14 protein-coding genes are annotated in these 19,767 nt (G+C 61.3%); all 14 read left to right on the forward strand.

Translation table 11 applies throughout. From position 1 onward, the window contains the following. The first annotated feature begins 123 nt into the window (after positions 1-123). The 14 genes from U862_RS0110705 (at position 124) to U862_RS0110770 (ending at position 19,765) form a co-directional block, all read left to right on the forward strand. Positions 124-750, forward strand: coding sequence for a response regulator transcription factor (locus U862_RS0110705; protein ID WP_025110401.1), 627 nt, complete (start codon positions 124-126; stop codon positions 748-750). Further along, the gene (locus tag U862_RS0110710) at positions 751-4,380 is read left to right on the forward strand and encodes a transporter substrate-binding domain-containing protein (RefSeq protein WP_025110402.1); all 3,630 of its coding nucleotides are present in this window, start codon (positions 751-753) and stop codon (positions 4,378-4,380) included. A 178-nt stretch (positions 4,381-4,558) separates the two neighbouring features. Continuing rightward, the gene (locus U862_RS0110715) at positions 4,559-5,104 is read left to right on the forward strand and encodes a fimbrial protein (RefSeq protein ID WP_025110403.1); all 546 of its coding nucleotides are present in this window, start codon (positions 4,559-4,561) and stop codon (positions 5,102-5,104) included. Between the two features lie 70 nt (positions 5,105-5,174). Beyond that, a complete protein-coding gene (locus U862_RS0110720; protein WP_025110404.1) occupies positions 5,175-5,915 on the forward strand; it encodes a molecular chaperone in 741 nt (246 codons plus the stop codon). Positions 5,916-5,949: 34 nt separating this feature from the next. Next, positions 5,950-8,547: a fimbria/pilus outer membrane usher protein gene (locus U862_RS0110725; protein WP_025110405.1), complete on the forward strand. Its 2,598-nt coding sequence runs from the start codon at positions 5,950-5,952 to the stop codon at positions 8,545-8,547. Next, positions 8,547-9,647, forward strand: coding sequence for a fimbrial protein (locus U862_RS0110730; RefSeq protein ID WP_025110406.1), 1,101 nt, complete (start codon positions 8,547-8,549; stop codon positions 9,645-9,647). Before U862_RS0110725 ends, U862_RS0110730 begins: the two co-directional genes overlap by 1 nt. Positions 9,648-9,730: 83 nt before the next feature. Then, positions 9,731-10,144 (forward strand): DUF4398 domain-containing protein, encoded by a 414-nt coding sequence (locus U862_RS0110735; RefSeq protein ID WP_025110407.1) that lies wholly within the window; start codon positions 9,731-9,733, stop codon positions 10,142-10,144. Positions 10,145-10,154: 10 nt separating this feature from the next. Then, on the forward strand, positions 10,155-10,928 hold the full coding sequence (locus U862_RS0110740; protein ID WP_025110408.1) for an OmpA family protein: 774 nt from the start codon (positions 10,155-10,157) through the stop codon (positions 10,926-10,928). 169 nt (positions 10,929-11,097) lie between these two features. Then, positions 11,098-13,410 carry an autotransporter outer membrane beta-barrel domain-containing protein gene (locus tag U862_RS0110745; protein ID WP_025110409.1) on the forward strand — a complete coding sequence of 771 codons (2,313 nt, stop codon included), beginning with the start codon at positions 11,098-11,100 and terminating at the stop codon, positions 13,408-13,410. 143 nt (positions 13,411-13,553) lie between these two features. Further along, positions 13,554-13,943 (forward strand): hypothetical protein, encoded by a 390-nt coding sequence (locus U862_RS0110750; protein ID WP_025110410.1) that lies wholly within the window; start codon positions 13,554-13,556, stop codon positions 13,941-13,943. Positions 13,944-14,037: 94 nt separating this feature from the next. Continuing rightward, the gene (locus U862_RS0110755; protein ID WP_025110411.1) at positions 14,038-15,246 is read left to right on the forward strand and encodes an EAL domain-containing protein; all 1,209 of its coding nucleotides are present in this window, start codon (positions 14,038-14,040) and stop codon (positions 15,244-15,246) included. Positions 15,247-15,333: 87 nt separating this feature from the next. Then, positions 15,334-15,768 carry a hypothetical protein gene (locus U862_RS0110760; protein ID WP_025110412.1) on the forward strand — a complete coding sequence of 145 codons (435 nt, stop codon included), beginning with the start codon at positions 15,334-15,336 and terminating at the stop codon, positions 15,766-15,768. A 143-nt stretch (positions 15,769-15,911) separates the two neighbouring features. Then, positions 15,912-16,538, forward strand: a complete 627-nt coding sequence (locus U862_RS0110765; protein ID WP_025110413.1) for a response regulator transcription factor — start codon at positions 15,912-15,914, stop codon at positions 16,536-16,538. Between the two features lie 8 nt (positions 16,539-16,546). Next, positions 16,547-19,765, forward strand: a complete 3,219-nt coding sequence (locus U862_RS0110770; RefSeq protein ID WP_025110414.1) for a transporter substrate-binding domain-containing protein — start codon at positions 16,547-16,549, stop codon at positions 19,763-19,765. Positions 19,766-19,767: the final 2 nt, after the last annotated feature.

Raw genomic sequence — 19,767 nt, forward strand, 5'->3', positions numbered from 1 at the left:
CTACACTGTCCGGATGCTGGTGTATTTTTGAACCGCGCTCCGGACGGTCTCCATCCCGGTTTTTTCACTTCATGGACGATCGTATATTTCGGGGTCATTCCGGCGTGCCTTATAGGGGTTCACATGTTTAAAGCGTTGGTTGTAGACGATCATCCGTTTATCCGCTCGTCGGTGAAAATGCTGCTCAAGCAGGAAGGCTTCGACGTGGTGGCCGAGGCCGACAACGGTGCCGACGCGGTGCAATTGACCCGTGAGCACGCGCCGGACCTGATCATCCTCGACATTGCCATGCCCAAGCTCGACGGGCTGGAGGTGATCGGCCGCATCGGTGCGCTGGGCGTCAAGAGCAAGATTCTGGTGCTGACCTCGCAATCGGCGCTGTTCTACTCCATGCGCTGCATGAAGGCCGGTGCGGCGGGTTACCTGTCCAAGACCAATGACATCGATGAGTTGATCAAGGCGATCAAGGCGATCATGGATGGCTACACCTACTTTCCCAATCTTGCGACCAGTTCCGTGCGCCGCTCCGACGTCGAAGCGACCGAACAGGAAATGATCCAGAGCCTGTCCGATCGCGAGCTGACCATTTTGCAACAGCTGTCCAACGGTCTGACCAACAAGGAAATCGGTGACGCCATGCTCCTGAGCAACAAGACCGTCAGTACCTACAAGACCCGCCTGATTGAAAAGCTCAATGTAAAGTCGGTGGTGTACCTGGCCGATTTTGCCAAGCGCAACAACCTGATCTGAATGCGCCCGATCATTCGAACCTGGCTACTGGCGCTGGCGCTGACCGGTACGTTCAATATGGCGTTGGCGGCCCCGGCCGAAACCCTGCGCGTACTCGGCCGTTCGACGGTGGACAATTACAGTGTCAGCCTCGACGGGCAGGACTGGAGCTGGTTGCGCAGCAAAGGCGTTTTGCATCTGGGCGCTTCGGCGCCGGATTACTCGCCGTTTGCAATCACCAGCAATGGCACTGACTACGAAGGGCTGACGGCTGATTACGTGCAATTGCTCGCCGAGTTGCTCAACGTGCGTGTCGAGGTGCGACGCTATGCCTCGCGCGCCGAAGTGCTGCAAGCGCTGAAGAACGGTGAAGTGGACCTGGTCGGCACCGCCAATGGTTTCGAGGCGGCCGACCCGGAACTGGCGCTGTCCCGCGCTTATGCCGATGACCTGCCAACCCTGGTAACCCGGGTCGGCGACAGCTCCGATCTGCCCCCGGACCTGGCCGGCAAACACGTGGCAATGCTCTATCACTACTTGCCGCCGGAGACGGTCAAGGCCTTCTATCCCAAGGCCGATGTGCAGCTCTATCCGTCGACCCTCAGCGCCATCGGCGCCGTGGCGTTCGGCAATGTCGATGTCTATCTGGGCGATGCGATCAGTGCCAATTACCTGATCAGCAAGAACTACCTGAACAACGTGCAACTGGCCGACTTCTCGCAGATGGAGGTGCAGAACTTTGCCTTCGCCCTGCCGCGTGACAATGAGCAGCTGTTGCGCATCGTCAACGCGGCATTGGCGAGTATTCCGGTGGGCGAGCGGATGACCATTCTGCGGCGCTGGAGTGCCGGCGGTTCGAGCATGCCCGGTCAGCAGACACTGCATTTCAGCACCAGCGAGCAACGCTGGATGGCGCAGCATCCACGCCTGCGGGTGGCGATTGATGACAGTTTCCTGCCGCTGTCGTTTTACGGTCAGGACGGCGAGTTCCGTGGTATCAGCGCCGACGTGCTGGCGAAGGTCGCGCTGCGAACCGGGCTGAAATTCGACGTGCAACGTGCGCAGTCGGTGTCGGAGCTGGTCGAGCAGATTCGCGATAATCGTGCCGACCTGTTGATCACCCTGACCCCCAGCGCCGAGCGCGAAGGCACCCTGCGCTTCACCCGTCCGTACCTGAGCATGCCGTTCGTTCTGGTCAGCCGGATTGGCGCCGACAGCCCGGGCACGCTGGATGACATGGCGGGCAAGCGTCTGGCGCTGATCCGCGGCAATCCGCTGCGTGAAATGCTGGTGGCGGATTACCCGCGCGTGACGCTGGTCGATGCCGAAAACGCTCAGCAGGCGATGACGCTGGTGGCCAACGGTCAGGCCGATGCGGCGGTCAATTCGCTGATCACCGCGCGTTACATGATCTCGCGCCAGTACCGCGAGCGTCTGCGCATCACCAGCACCGTCGGTACCCAGTCGGCACAGGTGTCGTTTGCCACCGCACGCGGCTCGCTGGAGCTGTATTCGATCCTGGAAAAAGCCCTGCTGAGCATCCCGCCCGAAGAGCTGGATGAGGTGACCAATCGCTGGCGCAGCGAAGTGGTGGTCGATGACAGTTACTGGCTGCGCAACCGCACGGCGATCATTCAGGGCTTTGCCCTGGCGGCGGTGCTGTTGCTGGTGGCGCTGGGCTGGATCGCCTATCTGCGGTTGCTGATGCGCAAACGCCGGCAGGCGGAAATCGCCCTTAACGATCAACTGGAATTCATGCGCGTATTGATCGACGGTACGCCGCACCCGATCTATGTGCGCGACCGCGACGGCAAGCTGCTGGTGTGCAACGAAGGTTATTTGCAGGTGTTCGACGTCCAGCGCGATGCGGTGATCGGCAAGACCGTGCTCGAAGGCGTGCTGAGTAATCGCGATGAGGCTCAAGCCTATCACCGCGACTACCTGCAAGTGATGAGCGAAGGCTTGCCGCGGGTACAGGATCGCAGCCTGAGCATGGGCGACAAGGTGCTGACCATCTATCACTGGATGCTGCCGTATCGCGGCAGCGACGGCGAGGTCAGCGGTATGATTGGCGGCTGGATCGACGTCAGTGAACGTCAGCATCTGCTGCAGGAACTGCGCGAAGCCAAAGAGGGCGCCGACGACGCCAACCGAGCGAAAACCACGTTCCTGGCAACCATGAGCCATGAGATCCGCACGCCGATGAACGCGGTGATCGGCATGCTCGAACTGGCGATGAAAAAAGCCGATCAGGGCATCATGGATCGCTTCGCCATCGAAGTGGCGTCGGGGGCTGCCCGGGGGTTGCTGGACCTGATCGGCGACATCCTCGACATCGCGCGTATCGAGTCGGGGCGCCTGTCGCTGACTCCGGAACGTGCCAATCTGCGCGAACTGGTGGAGTCGGTGGTGCGCATCTTCGAAGGGCTGGCGCGGCAGAAGCATTTGCGTCTGGTGCTGGAACTGGATGCAGCGGCCAATCGCGATGTGCTGATCGATCCGCTGCGCTTCAAGCAGGTGCTGTCGAACCTGCTGAGCAATGCAATCAAGTTCACCGAACAGGGCCGGGTGCGGATCAGCGTCAAGGTCGAGCCGGGCCGTGACGATGAGCGTCTGAACCTCGCGCTGCAGGTCGAAGACAGCGGCAGCGGCATCAGCGCCGAAGACCAGCAGCGCTTGTTCAGCCCGTTCACCCAGGCCAGCAACAACACGCAGTCGGCGCGCAGCGGTTCCGGGCTGGGCCTGGTGATCAGCCGTACGTTGTGCGAAATGATGGGCGGCCAGTTAAGCCTGCACAGTGAGCTGGGGCAGGGCACGCGAATCGACGTGCAACTGGCCTTGCCGACCCTGCAACCGCTGAAGGAAGTGCCTCGTGAAAACGCTGAGCCGGCAGCTCCCGGGCATGCGTTGAATATTCTGGTGATCGACGATTACCCGGCCAATCGCCTGTTGCTGGCGCAGCAATTGAGTTATCTCGGGCACCGGGTCAAGGATGCCGAGGACGGTGCCCATGGTTTGCGCGCCTGGCGTGGCGAGACCTTTGATGTGGTGATCACCGACTGCAACATGCCGATCATGAACGGCTATGAACTGGCCCGGGCCATCCGCGAAGAAGAGACGACGCGTCAGTTATCGCCCTGCCTGATTCTCGGCTTCACCGCCAATGCCCAGCCCGAAGAGGTCAGCCGCTGTCGTGTGGCCGGGATGGACGACTGCCTGTTCAAGCCGATCAGCCTCAAGGATCTGAATGCGCAACTGGCCCAAGTGAAACCGCAACCGGTGCAGCAGGCCACTAAGTCTGCGGATACGCCGTTGACCGATGAGATTGATCTGACCAGCCTCGAACAGTTGACCCGAGGCGACCGCGCATCGATCAAAAGCCTGCTCGGTGATCTGGCCAACAGCAATGACGAAGACATGGCCCGACTGATGCGTTTGTTCACCCGCAACGATTTGCCGGGCATGGCCGACCTCGCGCACCGGGTCAAGGGCGGGGCGCGGATCATCCAGGCGCGTGCGCTGATCAATGCCTGCGAGCACCTCGAGACAGCCTGCAACGGGCTGGATCCGGCGCAACTGACCGAGGCCGTCGATGGCTTGCAGCAAGCCATGGAACGGCTGGCCGATCAGTTGGAACCGTTACTCGTTTAAGTTGTTGCTGGGAAATGTCCTACATGCCGCAGGGAATGCGCCTACGGGACTGACCTCTCCAAAAGACCAAGATAACTCCGTCGCCCAGGCAGATGGCTTGTAACTCTCGACGCATTTCGCGTCGGACAACCATCCAGACTTTCGCGACAGATTCGTCTCTTACTTTTGGAGTTGTCCCATGAATCGCAAAGCTCTCGCCATCGCCGTACTGGTTGCCGCCACTGGCGCTCAATTCGCCAACGCCGCCGACGGCACCATCAACTTCAACGGTGAACTGCGCAACCAGACCTGCACCATCGCCGTTGACGGCGTGGTTTCGCCAGCCATCGCCACCGTGACCCTGCCGACCATCTCCACCGGTCTGCTGACCGCTCCAGGGCAGGTTGAAGGCCAGACCGGTTTCAACATCCAGTTGAGCAACTGCGTCGGCACCGCGACCACCGCCGCTGCGTTTTTCAACTCGGGCGCCACCGTTGACCCGATCAGCGGCAACCTGAAGAACATGACCGGAACCGCCAACAACGTGCAACTGCAACTGGTCGACCAACAGGGCGGCGCTGTGATTCAGGCCGGTAACACCAACCAGATCACCAACACCACCCGCAACACCATCGACGGTACTGGCGCGGCCAACATGCCGTACGCCGTGCAGTACTTCGCCACCGGCGCGACCACACCGGGCACGGTGATCAGTTCCGTGACCTACAACGTCGACTACCAGTAAGCCGAAGTCACACTGACGCGTCCGGCCAGGGGGGGCAATGGCGCGTCAGCGTGCGGGCAATGAGGTGCGCATGCGTTACGCAAGTGTTATTCGAATCGGCGCAATACTGACGCTGTCCATGCTCATGTATGCGCAAGCCAAGGCCGGTGTGGTGATCACCGGGACACGTGTGGTGTATCCCGCGAGTCAGAAAGAAGTCACTGTCAAATTGAACAACAACGGCGCACGTCCGGTACTGGTGCAGTCGTGGGTCGACAGCGGTGATCTGCAATCGAGCCCGACCAGTTCCAAGGCGCCGTTCGTGCTGTCGCCGCCGGTGTCGCGTATCGACCCGAACAAAGGCCAGAGCCTGCGCCTGATGTTCACCGGTGCGGCGCTGCCGGCCAGCAAAGAGTCGGTGTTCTGGCTCAACGTACTGGAGATCCCGCCGAAGGCCGAAGGCCCGACGGACCTCAACGTGTTGCAGATGGCGTTCCGCTCGCGGATCAAGATTTTCTATCGTCCCGACGGACTGCCCGGCAACCCCAATGAAACACCGCAGCAGATGCAGTGGAAAGTCGTCGCGGTGGACAAGGGCTATGCGTTGCAAGCCTTCAACCCGAGCGCCTTTCACATGTCTCAGGTCGAGCTCGCACTGACGGTCGGCACCCAGCGCTACGACAGTGAAAACGGCATGGTCGAGCCGGGTGAAACCAAGCTGTTTGCCGTGCCCGGGCTCAAGTCGATGCCCGCAGGTGCTGCCCAGGTCGAGTTCAACGCGATCAACGACTACGGCGCGCTGGTGCCGATCAAACAACCGCTCAAGCCCTGACCTCTCCGCGAACGTTTTAGTGCACGAGTAACCTATGAAAGCTCATCCACGCCTGGGGGCCAGCCCGCAGGCTCGCCCTCGCTTTGCCCTGAATCCGCTGACCGCGCTGGTGCTGCAGACGCTGGCGGGGTTCTCGGGCGCGTTCGCCACCCCGGCCGCGCTGGCCGAAGACGTGCAGTTCAACGACGCGTTCCTGCCGGAAGACTCGCGTACGCTCGATCTGAGCGCCTACCAGCAAGGCAACCCGGTGTTGCCCGGTGAGTACCGCGCCGACGTCGCCGTCAACGGCAAACTGGTGACCCGTCAGGACATTCGTATCAATGCCGAGGCCGATGGCAGTCACCCGACCGTGTGTTTCAGCCGGGGCGTGCTCGAGCTGATCGGCGTGGACTTGCGCCGGTTGTCTGCCCAAGCCACGGCCAGTGTCGAGAGCGGCGCTGCGTGCCTGGACATCGCACAGTTGATCGAGGGCGCGAGCGCGGTGTTTTCGCCGTCCACCCAGCAGTTGGATGTCAGCATTCCGCAAGTTGCCCTGCGCCGTGATGCCCGTGGTTATGTCAGCCCTGATCTGTGGGATCGCGGTGTGACCGCCGGCACCCTGAGCTACAACTTCAACGCCAACCATAACAAGACCGACACCGGTAACTATGACTCGGCGTACCTGGGCTTGAACGCCGGGCTGAACGTCGGTGACTGGCGTTTGCGCCACAACGGCTCGCTCAGTTGGGACAAGTTCAACGGTCAGGACTACCAGACCCTCAACACCTATGCCCAACGCGACATCACCTCGCTCAAGAGCCAATTGACCGTGGGCGAGGCCAATACCAGCGGCGAGATCTTCGACACCCTGGCCTATCGCGGTGTGCAACTGGGCACCGACGACCGCATGCTGCCCGAATCCCAGCGCGGTTACGCCCCGGTGATCCGTGGTATCGCTCGCACCAGTGCGCGGGTGGCGGTGCGTCAGGCCGGCAATCTGTTGTATGAAACCACGGTGGCGCCGGGCGCCTTCGTGATCGATGACCTGTACTCCACCGGTTATGGCGGTGACCTCGATGTCACCGTCTACGAAGCCGATGGCAGCGAGCAGACGTTTATCGTGCCGTTCGCCTCGACCGCGCAATTGCTGCGTCCGGGCACCTCGCGTTTCAGCGTCACCGCCGGTGAAACCCGCAACAACTACATCGACAGCCAGGCGAAGCTGATTCAGGGTACGTATCAGCTTGGCCTGAGCAATATCTTTACCGGTTACGGTGGTTCGCAACTCAGTGATGATTACCGATCGGCCCTCGGCGGTCTGGCGTTCAGTACGCCGGTCGGAGCGATGGCGGTAGACGTCACGCACGCCCAGACCGACCTCAAAAGCGGCACCGCCAGCGGCCAGAGTGCGCGCCTGAGCTACAGCAAAAACATCCTTGAAACCGGCAGTAACTTTGCCGTGGCAGCCACCCGGTTCTCCACGCAAAACTACCTGGATTTCAGCAACGCCGTGCAGTTGCTCGACGCCGAGCGCAATGGGCTGGACACCAGCCTGTTCGGGCGTCCGCGCAGTCGACTGTCACTGACCGCCAACCAGAGTCTGGGCGACTGGGGGCAAGTGGCGTTCAGTGGTTATTCGCAGAATTACTGGAACCTGCCGGGCCGCGATCTGCAGTACCAGTTCAGCTACAACAAGCAGGTCGGCGCGGTCAGTTATGGCGTCAGCGCCAACCGGGCACGGGTCGGTCTGGGCGAGATGGACACCAGCCTGCTGTTCACCGTGAGCATGCCGCTGGAGTTCGGTTCCTCCGTGAACCGCCCGCAGCTGTCGGCGCGGGTCATGCGTGACACCGATGGCCAGTACAGCCAGCAGGCGACCCTGAGCGGCACCGCCGGTGAAGACCGCCAGTACAACTATGGCGTGACTGCCGGCCACGATGGTGCGAGCCGCACCAACAGCTCGTCGGTCAACGGTCAGTACATCGGCCCGAAAGCCATCGTCGGTGCGACTGTCAGTCAGGGCGCGGGTTACGACAGCCTGTCGCTCAATGCCAGCGGCAGCGTGGTCGCGCACCCCAACGGCGTGACCCTGACCCCGTATCGCGGCGAAACCATGGCGGTGATCACTGCCGAAGGTGCCGAGGGCGCCAAGGTCGTTGGCTTCCCGGGGCTGAAACTCGATCGCCATGGCAACGCCGTGGTGCCGTACCTGCGTCCGTATGAACTGAACGAAGTGGCAATCGATCCGCTGGGCACCTCGCTGGACGTTGAGCTCAGCGAAACCAGTCAGCAAGTCGCGCCACGTGCCGGTGCCGTGGTCGCGCTCAAATACGGCACCCAGAACGGCCAGGCCCTGCTGCTCAACGTGACGCTGGACGATGGCAGTGCGTTGCCGTTCGGCGCCGGCGTGGTCGATGACCGTGGCGTTTCGGTGGGGGTGGTCGGGCAGGGCGGGCAGCTGTATGCCCGGGTCAAGGAAGGTGCACGCCGCTTGTTGATCAGCTGGGGCACCAAGGCCGATCAGCAATGTGCGTTGCCGTTGCCGCCGGGCAAGAGCGAAGGCAAGCAGCTGCAACAAGTGAGCGCGGTGTGCTCGGTGAACCATTCAGATAATCGCGTTGCTTCTGTGAACAGCGCACAGGGGTACAAGTGATGAAGATGATGCGTTTGCTCAAATCGGGTGCTGCGGTGGCGGGTTTGTCGTTGGCAGCGGGTGCTGCCATGGCTGACTGCGGCTTCATTGATGGCACATCGAGCATGGTCAGAACCCAGCCGTTGCTGGGCGGCAATTTGACCGTCGGCCGCGACGTGCCGCTGGGCGCGGAGATTTATCGGCAGACGTTTCAGGCGGCCACGTTTGTGCGGTTGTCGTGCTCTGCCGGGTTGTACAACATCGAGACTCGTCGAGGTCTGCCGGTCAGGCCGCTGGCCTTGTCTTCCTGGGCTGGCACGCCGTGGGCGGGAAATGTCTATCAGAGCGGCGTGCCCGGCATTGGCGTTGCGATCTGGTATGCCGGTAATGCATTGCCATTTTCCGGGAATGGGACCAACTGCGGCAGCGGCACCAATGTGTGTGTCTGGACGTTACAGAACACCCTGACTTTCGACATGTCCTTCATCAAAATTGGTGACGTGTCTCCTGGCACTATTCAGGGCGCCCAGCTACCAACGGTTGACCAGCGCTGGGTGACCAGCAACAACCTTGAAGTCAGCCGTGTGAACTTCTCCGGCAGCATCAACATCGTCTCGCGTACCTGCCAGACCCCGGACGTTTCAGTGCCGATGGGCACGCACATGCTCAACGAGTTTTCCGGCAAGAACTCGTTTACGGCGTGGAAGGATTTCGCCATCGCGTTGAACAACTGCCCGGCGTTCAATGGTTACTACCAGAATACCGGCCCGCGTTGGTTGAGCGACGGCAGCAGCAACAACCTCGACTCGCGCAGGAACAACGTCCTGCAGGTGCGCCTGGATCCGACCCGCGCGGCCATCACCCCCAACCTCGGGATCATGAGCCTCAACCCCAGTGCACCCGGCGAAGACCCGGCGGCCACCGGCGTCGGCCTGCAAGTCGCTGACAGCAACGGCACGCCGCTGCCGCTGGCGACGCTGCGCGCCAGCGGCATCACTCCGCGTGCCGTCGAGGGCGCCAGTTACACCATCCCGTTGAAGGCCCGCTACATCCAGACCGGGGACAGCATCACCGCAGGTCCCGCGAATGCCACGGCGACCTTCACCATCAATTACTACTGATTGGCCGACTTGATTGAGCGCAACTCGTCCGGGTCCACAGATCAATAACGACCGGCCCCGGACTCCACTGTTAGGAGTGTTAGATGACTATTGAACGTGTGTTTTCCCACGCGCGCGTATCGGCCTGCCTGCTGATCGTGGCCGGGGCCTTGAGTGCCTGTGCCAGCGCACCGGTGCCCGAGCAGCAGATCACCCTGTCGAGGGATGCCGTCAGTCGCGCGGTGTCCGCCGAAGCGACGCAATACGCGCCACTGGAGATGAAAGCCGCGCAGGACAAGATGTTTCTGATGGAGCGGGCCATGGGCGAACGTGATTACGTTCAAGTGCGAACCCTGGCCGAACAGATCGAAGCCGATGCCAACCTCGCCGAGCGCAAGGCGCGCGCGGTCAAGTGGCAGAAACAACTGGTCGATGCGCGCAGCGGCATTCAGGTGCTCAAGCAGGAAATGCTGCAAGACCCGGCCACCGGTTTCAACCCGCCAGCCAGCGCTCAATAAGGAACGTTTCATGTCGACTTTCAAATTACTGCCCGTCGTTTCGTTGTGCGCGCTGGTGCTCGCCGGCTGCGCCACACCGCCGGAGAACCCGCAATTGCTGCAAGCCCGTGCGCAGTTCGCCGCACTGCAACACAAACCTGAATCGAACACACTGGCAGCCCTCGAAACCCGCGAGGCGTTCATTGCCCTGAACAAGGCCGACCAGGCTTCACTCAAGGATCGCAAGGCTCCGGACGTCGAGCAGTTGACCTACCTCGCCAGCCAGAAAATCGCTGTCGCCGAGCAGACCATCGCCATGCGCCAGGCAGAAGGCGGGCTAAAAAAGATTGATGCCGAACGCACGCAGGTGCAACTGGACGTGCGCACCCAGCAGCTCAAGGCCTTGCAGGCAATGAAGGCGCAGAAGACCGAGCGTGGCGAAGTGGTGACTTTCGGTGACGTGCTGTTCGACACCGGCAAGGCCGATTTGAAGTACGGCAGCCAACGCAACTTCGAGCAGTTGGCGCAGTACCTGACGGCCAACCCGGAGCGCAAAGTGCGGATTGAAGGCTTTACCGATGACGTGGGCAGCGATGACTTCAATCAGCGTCTGTCGGAGCGGCGTGCCGATGCGGTGGCATTTGCGCTGAAGCGCATGGGCATCAGCGCTGATCGCCTGATCACCAAGGGTTACGGCAAGCAGTTTCCGATTGCCGACAACGGCAGTGCGCACTCGCGTCAGCTCAATCGTCGGGTGGAGGTGATTATTTCCTACGGTGCGGCGCCCGTCGGCACTCGCGGTTGATCCATGGCAAGCGAGCCTGCAATGGGCTCGCTTGTTTGATTGTGCTGACACTGGCGGTCAACACCGATCAGTTCTCTTGGGAAATTTCCTACAAGCATAGGGAATTTTCCTACTCAGAATTTTCGCTCAGCTCTCTAAATTGGCAGCCTCTTCGGGTTTGAACCGTGCCATGGCGTGTTTCGAACTCAGTCCGAAAAGCGCCGATGTCGAGATCGGCCCCCCTGAGGTCAAGCGCATGAAAGCCTTTGTTCCTGCATTTCGTCGAACGCCTGTCGCGGTAGCGGTAGCCTTGCTTGTACCGCTGCACGCCAGCGCCTATACCGCTTCGGTCAACAGCGGAGCAGTGGTCTATGACGAAAATGTCACCGCCGGACTGCAATCGATCGGCACCTCTGGCACGGCGTATCGTACGACCGTGAGTGGCAGTGGCTCGCAAAATGTGTTCATGAATGGCGTCACGCACGACACCTTGGTCGACGGTGCGACGCAGAGTGTCTCCAGTGGTGTCAGCCATGGCACGGTGGTCAACAACGGCGGTACACAACTGGTCGGTGCCAGCGGCACTGCCAATGACACCGTTCTCAACGACAGCCAGCAGACGGTGACCCGTTCTACGGCCAATCGCACGCTGATCAACGCCGGTAGCGTGCAGACCCTGGATGTCATGTCCATCGCCAATGACACACAGATTGGCAATAACGGCGTGCAGAACCTGATCAACATGGCCGTTGCCAACGGTAGCGTGATCGAAGCCGGCGGCGAACAGACGCTGCGCAGAGGTGTTTTGGGTGGGGCGGTGGCCAATGACACTCAGGTTCAGGGAGGTACCCAAAGCGTTTACGACACTGGCACGGCCAACCGCAGCACGGTGAGTAACGGCGGCCAGATCAATCTGTACAGCGGCGCGCAGGCCAACGGTGTAGTGGCAGGTGCCGGTGGTACGGTCAATATCATGGACAACGGCGTGAAAACCGTGGACTCGCTGACCCTCGACGGCGGTCGCCTGGCCTTCGTGCCGAGCACCGACGGCAGCTTCAAGACCTTCACCGTCAACGCCTTGTCCGGCAGCGGCAGCATTCTGATGAACACCGATATCGCCAGTCAGCATGATGACTTGCTGGTAGTGCAGGGCGCTGGCCTGGCCAGTGGCGACCACACGCTGATCGTCGGCGATTCAGGCCGCGAACCGACCTCGGCGGACGGGCGTCTAGTGCTGGTGGACACCCATGGCGGCAGCGCGAAGTTCGGCCTCTATGGCGGGCATGTCGATGCCGGCGCGTTCCGCTACACCTTGCAGCAGCAAGGCAATGACTGGGTGTTGGCCAGTTCCGGGAACACGCCAGTAGATCCGGGTACGCCCGTAGATCCGGGTACACCGGTTGATCCGGTAACGCCTGTCGATCCCGGCAAACCGGTGGATCCGGTAACGCCTGTCGATCCGGGTAAACCGGTGGATCCGGTGGCGCCTGTCGACCCGGGTAAACCGGTGGGTCCGGTGACGCCCGTCGATCCGATAACGCCGGTTGATCCGGTCACTCCGCCGCGTCCGGTGGACCCGGGTCCGGAGCATCTGTCCAAGGGCAGCAACGCCGCGATTGCCGCACACACCGCAAGTGCCGGTCTGTGGAGTGCGCAAATGAACGCACTGGTCAAACGCCTGGGCGAGTTGCGCATGGGCCAGGATGACGGCGGTATCTGGACTCGGGCCATCGGCAAGCGCTTCGATGTCAGCGAGCACTCCAGCCGTGCCTACCGCCAAGACATCAGCGGTCTGGAAGTGGGCGCCGACAAGGCGTTCGCCCTCGACAGCGGCAAAATCTATATCGGTGGCATGCTCGGCACGGCCCGCTCGGACCTGGACTTCGGAGAAGGTGCGTCCGGCGAGATCGACAGCCGTATGTTCGGTGTCTATGCCACCTACCTGAACGACAACGGTGTCTATGTCGACAGCGTGTTGAAGTACAGCCGCTTCGACAACGACATCAAGACCCCGAGCAATCTGGGCGAGTCGGTCAAGGCGTCCTACAACACCAACGGCATCGGTGCGGACATCGAGGTGGGTAAACGCATTGCGCTGAAGGACGGTTGGTTCGTCGAGCCGCAAGTCGAAATCACCGCCACCCGCGTACAAGGTGCGAGCTACACCGCCAGCAACGGGCTGCGGGTCAAGTCCGATGACCTCGATTCGCTGCAGAGCCGCGTAGGCTCGTTGTTTGGGCGCAGTCTGGAACTGAGCAACGGCATGAAAGCCCAGCCGTACGTCAAGGCGTCCTACGTCACCGAGCATGCAGGCGCCAGCAAGGTGCGGGTGAATGGCAATTCGCTCGATGCCGAACTGCCGGGCAATCGTGTCGAACTGGGTTTCGGCGGTGTATTGCAGGTCAGCGAGAAGAGCAAGATTTCGCTGGATGCCGAATACGCCAAAGGCAATGACATCGAGCAACCCTTCGGTGTGACCGTGGGCTATCGCTACCTCTGGTAAGAATAATCGCCGCATGGGTCAGACCTGTGCGGCGATCTTGTCGGCTTTCCAGAGGTTTCTGCCTGTCTTTAGGACTTGTCCTACATAGATCACCAGGGGACTTGGTTAGCGTGATCAGCACATTTCCCACGCTGTTGAATTCTATGTCCTACAAGTGCAGGCGAATTGTAATCGTCGAAGAGCAGCCCGTTCTGCAGTCCCGGATTGTTCGAGTCTTTCACGGGCTGGGCTATCGCGATCTCACGCCAATCCGTTCGTTTCGTGAACTGCTGGCGTTGACGCACTACGCCCATGACCCGTTCGAGCAATACGATCTGTTGATCATCAATGGCGAACTGATTGCCGCCGCAGGGATTGATCCGGTGCGGTTCTTTCAGGGCAACCCGCAGATCCGCCATGGCGTGATCCACGATGCCCGGCGTGGTCAGCCCCGGGCCGAGGCGATATTCGTAACCGGTCGAAGACAGCTGTTGATGCTGCGTACGCCGGATCGCCAGAGCCTTGGCGCCGTGCTGGAGCACCTCAATGTCTAGGACGTTTCCCACGCAGCTTCAGACCTTTCCTCACGAGTTGAACGCTCAGGTAGCGGACACTCACAGGCCTTTCACCCACAACGAGCCCACCACCATGTGCAACCCGCCGCTTCGTATCCTGGTGCTTGAAGACCACCCGTTCCAGCGTTCGGTGGCGGTGAGCATGCTGCAGAGCCTGGGATGCCATCAGGTGTTTGAAGCCAGTGATGGGGCGCAGGCGCTGGCGCTGCTGGATGTGGTTGGCACGGTCGATATCGCCCTGTGCGATTTGCAGATGGAGGGCATGGACGGCCTGGAATTCCTGCAACGGATCGGGGCATCGGGGCAAGTGAAGGCGGTGATCATCTGCAGTTCGTTGTCGGCGGATCTGCGTCGCGCGGTGCATCAGATGGTGACGCTGCTCGGCCTGAAGCTGTTGGGCGATGTCGGCAAACCGATGCAAGCGCAGGTGTTGGCCGGGCTGTTGGACACGTTCATCGACCGGCCGCCCGTCGCCGATAGCCCGGCGGGGGCTGTGACGTTGGCCAGTGAGGCTTCGGTACGCCAGGCGTTGGCCGAGCAGCAACTGCATGCCTGGTATCAACCCAAATTCAATCTGCACACCGGTGAAGTCTGCGGTGTCGAGGTGTTGTGCCGCTGGCTGCACCCGACCCGGGGAATTATTGCCCCGGCGCAGTTCATGCCGGTGCTGGAGCGCTGCGGCTTGCTCGACGACTTGCTGTTTTCCCAGCTGGAGCAGGCGCTGAAGCTGCATCAGAGCGCCCGGGCCAAAGGCTTTGCACTGAACATGGCGTTCAATCTGCAAACCGTGCAATTGGCCCATCCGGAACTGGCCAACACCCTTAAAACCACGCTGGCGCGGCATGCTGTGACGGGTTCGAGCCTGACTTTCGAACTGACCGAAAGTGGCTTGCTGGAAGCACCGGCCACCAGTCTGGAGAGCCTGGTGCGGCTGCGGATGATGGGCTGTCGCTTGTCCATCGATGACTTCGGCGCCGGGTTTTCTTCATTGCAACGTCTGTGTCAGTTGCCGTTCAACGAAATCAAGCTCGACGCCGAGTTCATCCGCAGCCTTGAGCATGAGCCACGTTGCCGGGCGGCAATCAGCAGCACCCTGGCGCTGGGTGAAACACTGGGCATGGCGGTGGTGATCGAAGGCATCGAAACCGATGCGCAGCGTCGTGAATTGCTGGCGCTGGGGTGTACGCAAGGGCAGGGCTACTGGTACGCGCGGCCGATGGCGGGGGCCGATCTGTTGAATTGGCTGCAACGGCGCAACCATGGCAAAGGAACAGATGAATGAGCGGATTTTTAGGAAAGATCCTACAGAGCAGTTCTGGCGCGATGCGTAGTCTTGGCGCACCCCCACCTGACCTTCGGGAGATCGAGCATGATCAATAAAACCCTGCGCATCCTGATTGCCGACCCACAGCATTTTCACCGGATGAAAATCGAACGCCTGTTCAACCACCTCCAATACTTCCGCGTCGCTCCGGTGCAGAGTCTGCTGGAGTTGCTGACGCTGGTTGAATACGGCTGCGAGCCGTTCGACGCGGTGGTCATCAATGCCGAATTGGCGGCCGGGTCGTTGGACCTCTCGGGCTTTTTCCTGAACAACCTGCATGTGCGTCATGTGCTGATTTACAACGAGCCATCAGCCCCGGTGCAGACCCCAGCAGGCTTCGCTCAGGAGAACGTGCAGATCAGCCATGCCGCATTGCCGAACCTGGCAGCGATCGAGCACCTGATGGCCCGCGTCGATGTTCGGCCGGTGTGCGCATCGAATGTCTGGAACCCGGCGTCGGCCTTGCAACGACGGGCCTGAGCACGGTTTGGCGTATGTCGCAACTGTCAGATCTGACAGGTAGATCCCATGTGGTTCCCGTGTAACAGTCATAGCGCAGCCACTGCGTCAGGAGCAGCCGATGCCGGTGGCGCCTTTGTCATGTTGTTGCACGGGGAGCCGTCATGAAGTCAGCGCTGATCGTCGACGATCACCCGGTGGTGCGGGCTGCCGTGAAACTGGTGCTCGAAACCGAGCGCTTCAAGGAAATTCACGAAGCAGCGAGCGCCAGCGAAGCCATGGCATTGCACCGAGAGCACAAGCCCAAACTGGTGGTGCTCGATCTCAAGCTGGCAGGGGTCGGCGGCCTGGAAGTGCTGGAGCGGCTCAAGGCCAACGATCCCGGGTGCAAGGTGCTGATCTTCACTTCCCAGGACCCGCAGTATTATCAGGACCGCTGCCTGCGTGCCGGGGCCTTGGGCTACGTCGCCAAAACCAACCAACTGCTGCAATTGCACAAGGCGATCCAGGCACTGATGTCGGGCTATTCCTATTTTGCAGCGCCGTCTGACAACGACTATACGTCGGCCCCGTTGCACCGCAGCGAAAAGCAGATGATCGACGAACTCTCCAATCGCGAGCTGAACATCCTTGAGCAATTGGCGCACGGCAAGCCCAACAAACTGATCGCCGAAGACATGCACCTGAGCCATAAAACCGTCAGCACCTACAAAACCCGCTTGATGAAAAAACTCGGGGTGAACTCGACGGTGCACTTGCGCGAATTCGCCAAACGCAATCATCTGATCTGAGTGACCTGATGAGTTCGCGAGGTTGGTTGTGTGTGTTGTGGTTGAGCATCACGACCACCTGTTGGGCCAGTGACTCGCCGCAACGCCTTGAGTTGTTGCCGCAAGCCGGACTGGACAATATCCACATCGCGCTCGATGAGCGCGACCGGCAATGGCTGCGCCAGCACCCGGTATTGCGCATGGGCATCTCCGGCCCGGATTATCCACCGTTCGAAATCACCCGCAATCAACAAGAGCTGGAAGGGCTCACCGCCGATTACGCCGAGTTGCTGGCGCAATTGCTCGGTGTGCGCATCGTCGTGCAACGCTACGCCAACCGTGACGCGGTGATGGCCGCGCTCAAACGCGGCGAGCTGGACCTGCTGGGCACTTCCAACAACTTTGAACTGGCCGACCCGGACTTCAGGCTGTCGCGCCCCTACGCCGAAGACCAGCCGATGCTGGTGACCCGGCTCGATGAAACGTTACCGGCGGATCTGGCGGGCAAACGCATCGCCATGGTCGAGGACTATCTGCCACTGGCCAGCGTGCAGGCGTTCTATCCCCGGGCGGACGTGCAGCGCTACCCCTCCGCGATGGACGCACTCGGTGCGGTGGCGTTCGGGGTCGATGACGGGTACCTGGGTGACCTGATCAGCGCCAATTACCTGATCAACACCAATTACCGCAATGACCTGCAACTGGCCGGGCCATCGGGGCTGGACGCCAACCCCTTCGGTTTCGCCCTGTTGCGTAGCGAGGTACGCCTCAAACGCATCATCGACAGGGCGCTGGCGGTGATTCCCATGGAACGCCGGCAACTGATCGAGCAACGCTGGAGTGCGGGGCGCGCGCAAGTGGCCGCACAGTCTCGGGTACGCCTCAGTGTCAGCGAGCGGGAGTGGCTGGACCAGCATCCGGTGGTACGAGTGGGGGTGATCGAAGACTTCGCGCCGCTGACGTTTTTTGATGCAGAGGGGCGTTTCAGCGGGTTGTCGGCGCAACTGCTCAACCTCATCAGTCAACGCACCGGGCTGCATTTCGAAGTTGTCCGGGGGCGATCGCTGGACCGCCAGATCGAGCAGCTCAAGGCCGGTGAACTCGACGTGTTGCCGGTGGTGACGCCCAGCAGCGAGCGCGAAGCCGAGTTGCAGTTCACCCGTGCATACCTGAACAATCCGTTTGTGCTGGTCGGATCGACAGCGCCCCGCAGCCCTCGTAGCCTCGACGACCTGCAAGGCAAACGGCTGGCGATTTATCGCGGTCATCCGTTGCGCGACTACATTCTGCGGCGCCTGCCGCGAGTGCGTCTGGTCGAGGTCAGCAGCCCCGCCGAGGGCATGGAACTGATTGTCAAAGGCCAGGCCGATGCGACCGTCAGTTCATTGCTGGTGGCGCGCTTTCTGATTGCCCGTCATTACCGCGAGCGCCTGCGCGTCACCAACACCATCGGCGATCAGCCGGCTCGCATCGCTCTGGCTACCGCACCGCAGGCCACGGCGCTGCACACGATCCTGAACAAGGCGCTGCTGAGCATCGCACCGCAGCAGATGGACGAACTGGTTGAGCGCTGGAGCCATGATGTGGTGGTGGAGGAGAGCTATTGGCTGCGCCACCGGCGCGAGATTGTGCTGGGGTTTGCCGCTGCAGCGGGGTTGTTGTTGCTGGCACTGGCCTGGATCGGTTTTCAGCGCTGGCAATTGCGTCAGCGTCAGCAATGGCTGCATCAACTGCAGCAGGCCAAGGATGCCGCCGACGACGCCAACCGGGCCAAGACCGCGTTTCTGGCGACCATGAGTCATGAAATCCGCACCCCGATGAACGCCTTGATCGGCATGCTCGAACTGGCGCTTAAACGGGCCGAGGAGGGTGTGACCGACCGCTTGGCGATTCAGGTGGCGTCCGGTGCCGGCCAGCAATTACTGGCGTTGATCGGCGACATTCTCGACATCGCGCGCATTGAGTCGGGGCATCTTTCTCTGGCACCGGAACGGGCCAATCTGCACGAGTTGGTGAACTCGGTGTGCCGGGTGTTCGAAGGGCTGGCGCGACAGAAACACCTGGTGTGGCGCATCGAACTGGATGCTCACAGTGATGTCGACGTGATGCTCGACCCGACACGCTTCAAGCAAGTGCTGTCGAACCTGTTGAGCAATGCGATCAAGTTCACCGAGCACGGCCAGGTGGGCCTGCAATTGTCGGTGAGCGCGACGCCGCTCGGGCTGTTGGACGTGACGGTGGAGATTGCCGACAGCGGCATCGGTATCAGCGCCGAAGACCAACAGCGCCTGTTCAGCCCGTTTGTTCAGGCCGGCAATCCTGGCCAGTCAGCGCGCAGCGGCTCGGGACTGGGGCTGGTGATCAGCCGCAGCCTCTGCGAAATGATGGGCGGCACGTTGCACCTCGACAGCACGCCGGGCCACGGAACCCGGGTGGAAGTCAGCCTGCAGTTGCCACGGCTGAGCCCGCGCAAGCTTGAGTCGACACGCCCCGAAGTCGTGGATAAACCCGCGCGCTCATTGAGTGTGCTGGTGGTGGACGACCACCCGGTCAACCGTCTGTTGCTGTGCTGGCAACTGAGTGAACTCGGCCACCGTACGGTCGACCTCGACGACGGGGAGCAGGGCCTGGAGCGCTGGCGGGCACAACCGTTTGATGTGCTCATCACCGACTGCAACATGCCGCGACGCAACGGGTACGAACTCGCTCGGGCGATTCGTGACGCCGAGGCGGCGAGTGGCAAGGCGCGTTGCCTGATTCTCGGCTTTACCGCCAATGCACAGATCGAGGAGAAGGTGCGCTGTCTTGCGGCCGGCATGGACGATTGCCTGTTCAAGCCGATCCGCCTGGCTGATCTGGATCTGGCGTTGCGCGCTGCCAGTCACCACGAGAGAGACCTCGAACCGAGCCCGGCAGCGCCGGTGACCGAACTCGATCTGAGCGCGCTGGAGCAGATGGCCGGAGACGATCACGCGGTGATGCAACGACTGCGCGACCAGGTGTTGCGCAGCCTGCAGGACGATCTGCAACGGCTGGAAGATTTGCGTCCCACCCTTGATCCGGGCGATTTACGCAATCTGGCGCATCACATCAAGGGCGGTGCGCAGATGGTCGGTGCCGCGCGAGTGACGGCGGCCTGTGTGGATCTTGAACAGGCCTGTCGAGACGCTGAAACCCAAGCGGTCGAGCGCTCGGTGGAGGCGCTGCGCGTGGCCATGCTGAGCCTTGCGCAGCGTCTTCAAGGCTGACC

The sequence above is a fragment of the Pseudomonas sp. H1h genome (genome assembly GCF_000633255.1).
GTDB lineage: Bacteria > Pseudomonadota > Gammaproteobacteria > Pseudomonadales > Pseudomonadaceae > Aquipseudomonas.

Bases quoted from the DNA above. Each gene is read 5' to 3' on its own strand.
- U862_RS0110705 (WP_025110401.1), top strand. From the start codon at position 124: ATGTTTAAAGCGTTGGTTGTAGACGATCATCCGTTTATCCGCTCGTCG.
- U862_RS0110710 (WP_025110402.1), top strand. From the start codon at position 751: ATGCGCCCGATCATTCGAACCTGGCTACTGGCGCTGGCGCTGACCGGT.
- U862_RS0110715 (WP_025110403.1), top strand. From the start codon at position 4,559: ATGAATCGCAAAGCTCTCGCCATCGCCGTACTGGTTGCCGCCACTGGC.
- U862_RS0110720 (WP_025110404.1), top strand. From the start codon at position 5,175: ATGCGTTACGCAAGTGTTATTCGAATCGGCGCAATACTGACGCTGTCC.
- U862_RS0110725 (WP_025110405.1), top strand. From the start codon at position 5,950: ATGAAAGCTCATCCACGCCTGGGGGCCAGCCCGCAGGCTCGCCCTCGC.
- U862_RS0110730 (WP_025110406.1), top strand. From the start codon at position 8,547: ATGAAGATGATGCGTTTGCTCAAATCGGGTGCTGCGGTGGCGGGTTTG.
- U862_RS0110735 (WP_025110407.1), top strand. From the start codon at position 9,731: ATGACTATTGAACGTGTGTTTTCCCACGCGCGCGTATCGGCCTGCCTG.
- U862_RS0110740 (WP_025110408.1), top strand. From the start codon at position 10,155: ATGTCGACTTTCAAATTACTGCCCGTCGTTTCGTTGTGCGCGCTGGTG.
- U862_RS0110745 (WP_025110409.1), top strand. From the start codon at position 11,098: ATGGCGTGTTTCGAACTCAGTCCGAAAAGCGCCGATGTCGAGATCGGC.
- U862_RS0110750 (WP_025110410.1), top strand. From the start codon at position 13,554: ATGTCCTACAAGTGCAGGCGAATTGTAATCGTCGAAGAGCAGCCCGTT.
- U862_RS0110755 (WP_025110411.1), top strand. From the start codon at position 14,038: ATGTGCAACCCGCCGCTTCGTATCCTGGTGCTTGAAGACCACCCGTTC.
- U862_RS0110760 (WP_025110412.1), top strand. From the start codon at position 15,334: ATGATCAATAAAACCCTGCGCATCCTGATTGCCGACCCACAGCATTTT.
- U862_RS0110765 (WP_025110413.1), top strand. From the start codon at position 15,912: ATGAAGTCAGCGCTGATCGTCGACGATCACCCGGTGGTGCGGGCTGCC.
- U862_RS0110770 (WP_025110414.1), top strand. From the start codon at position 16,547: ATGAGTTCGCGAGGTTGGTTGTGTGTGTTGTGGTTGAGCATCACGACC.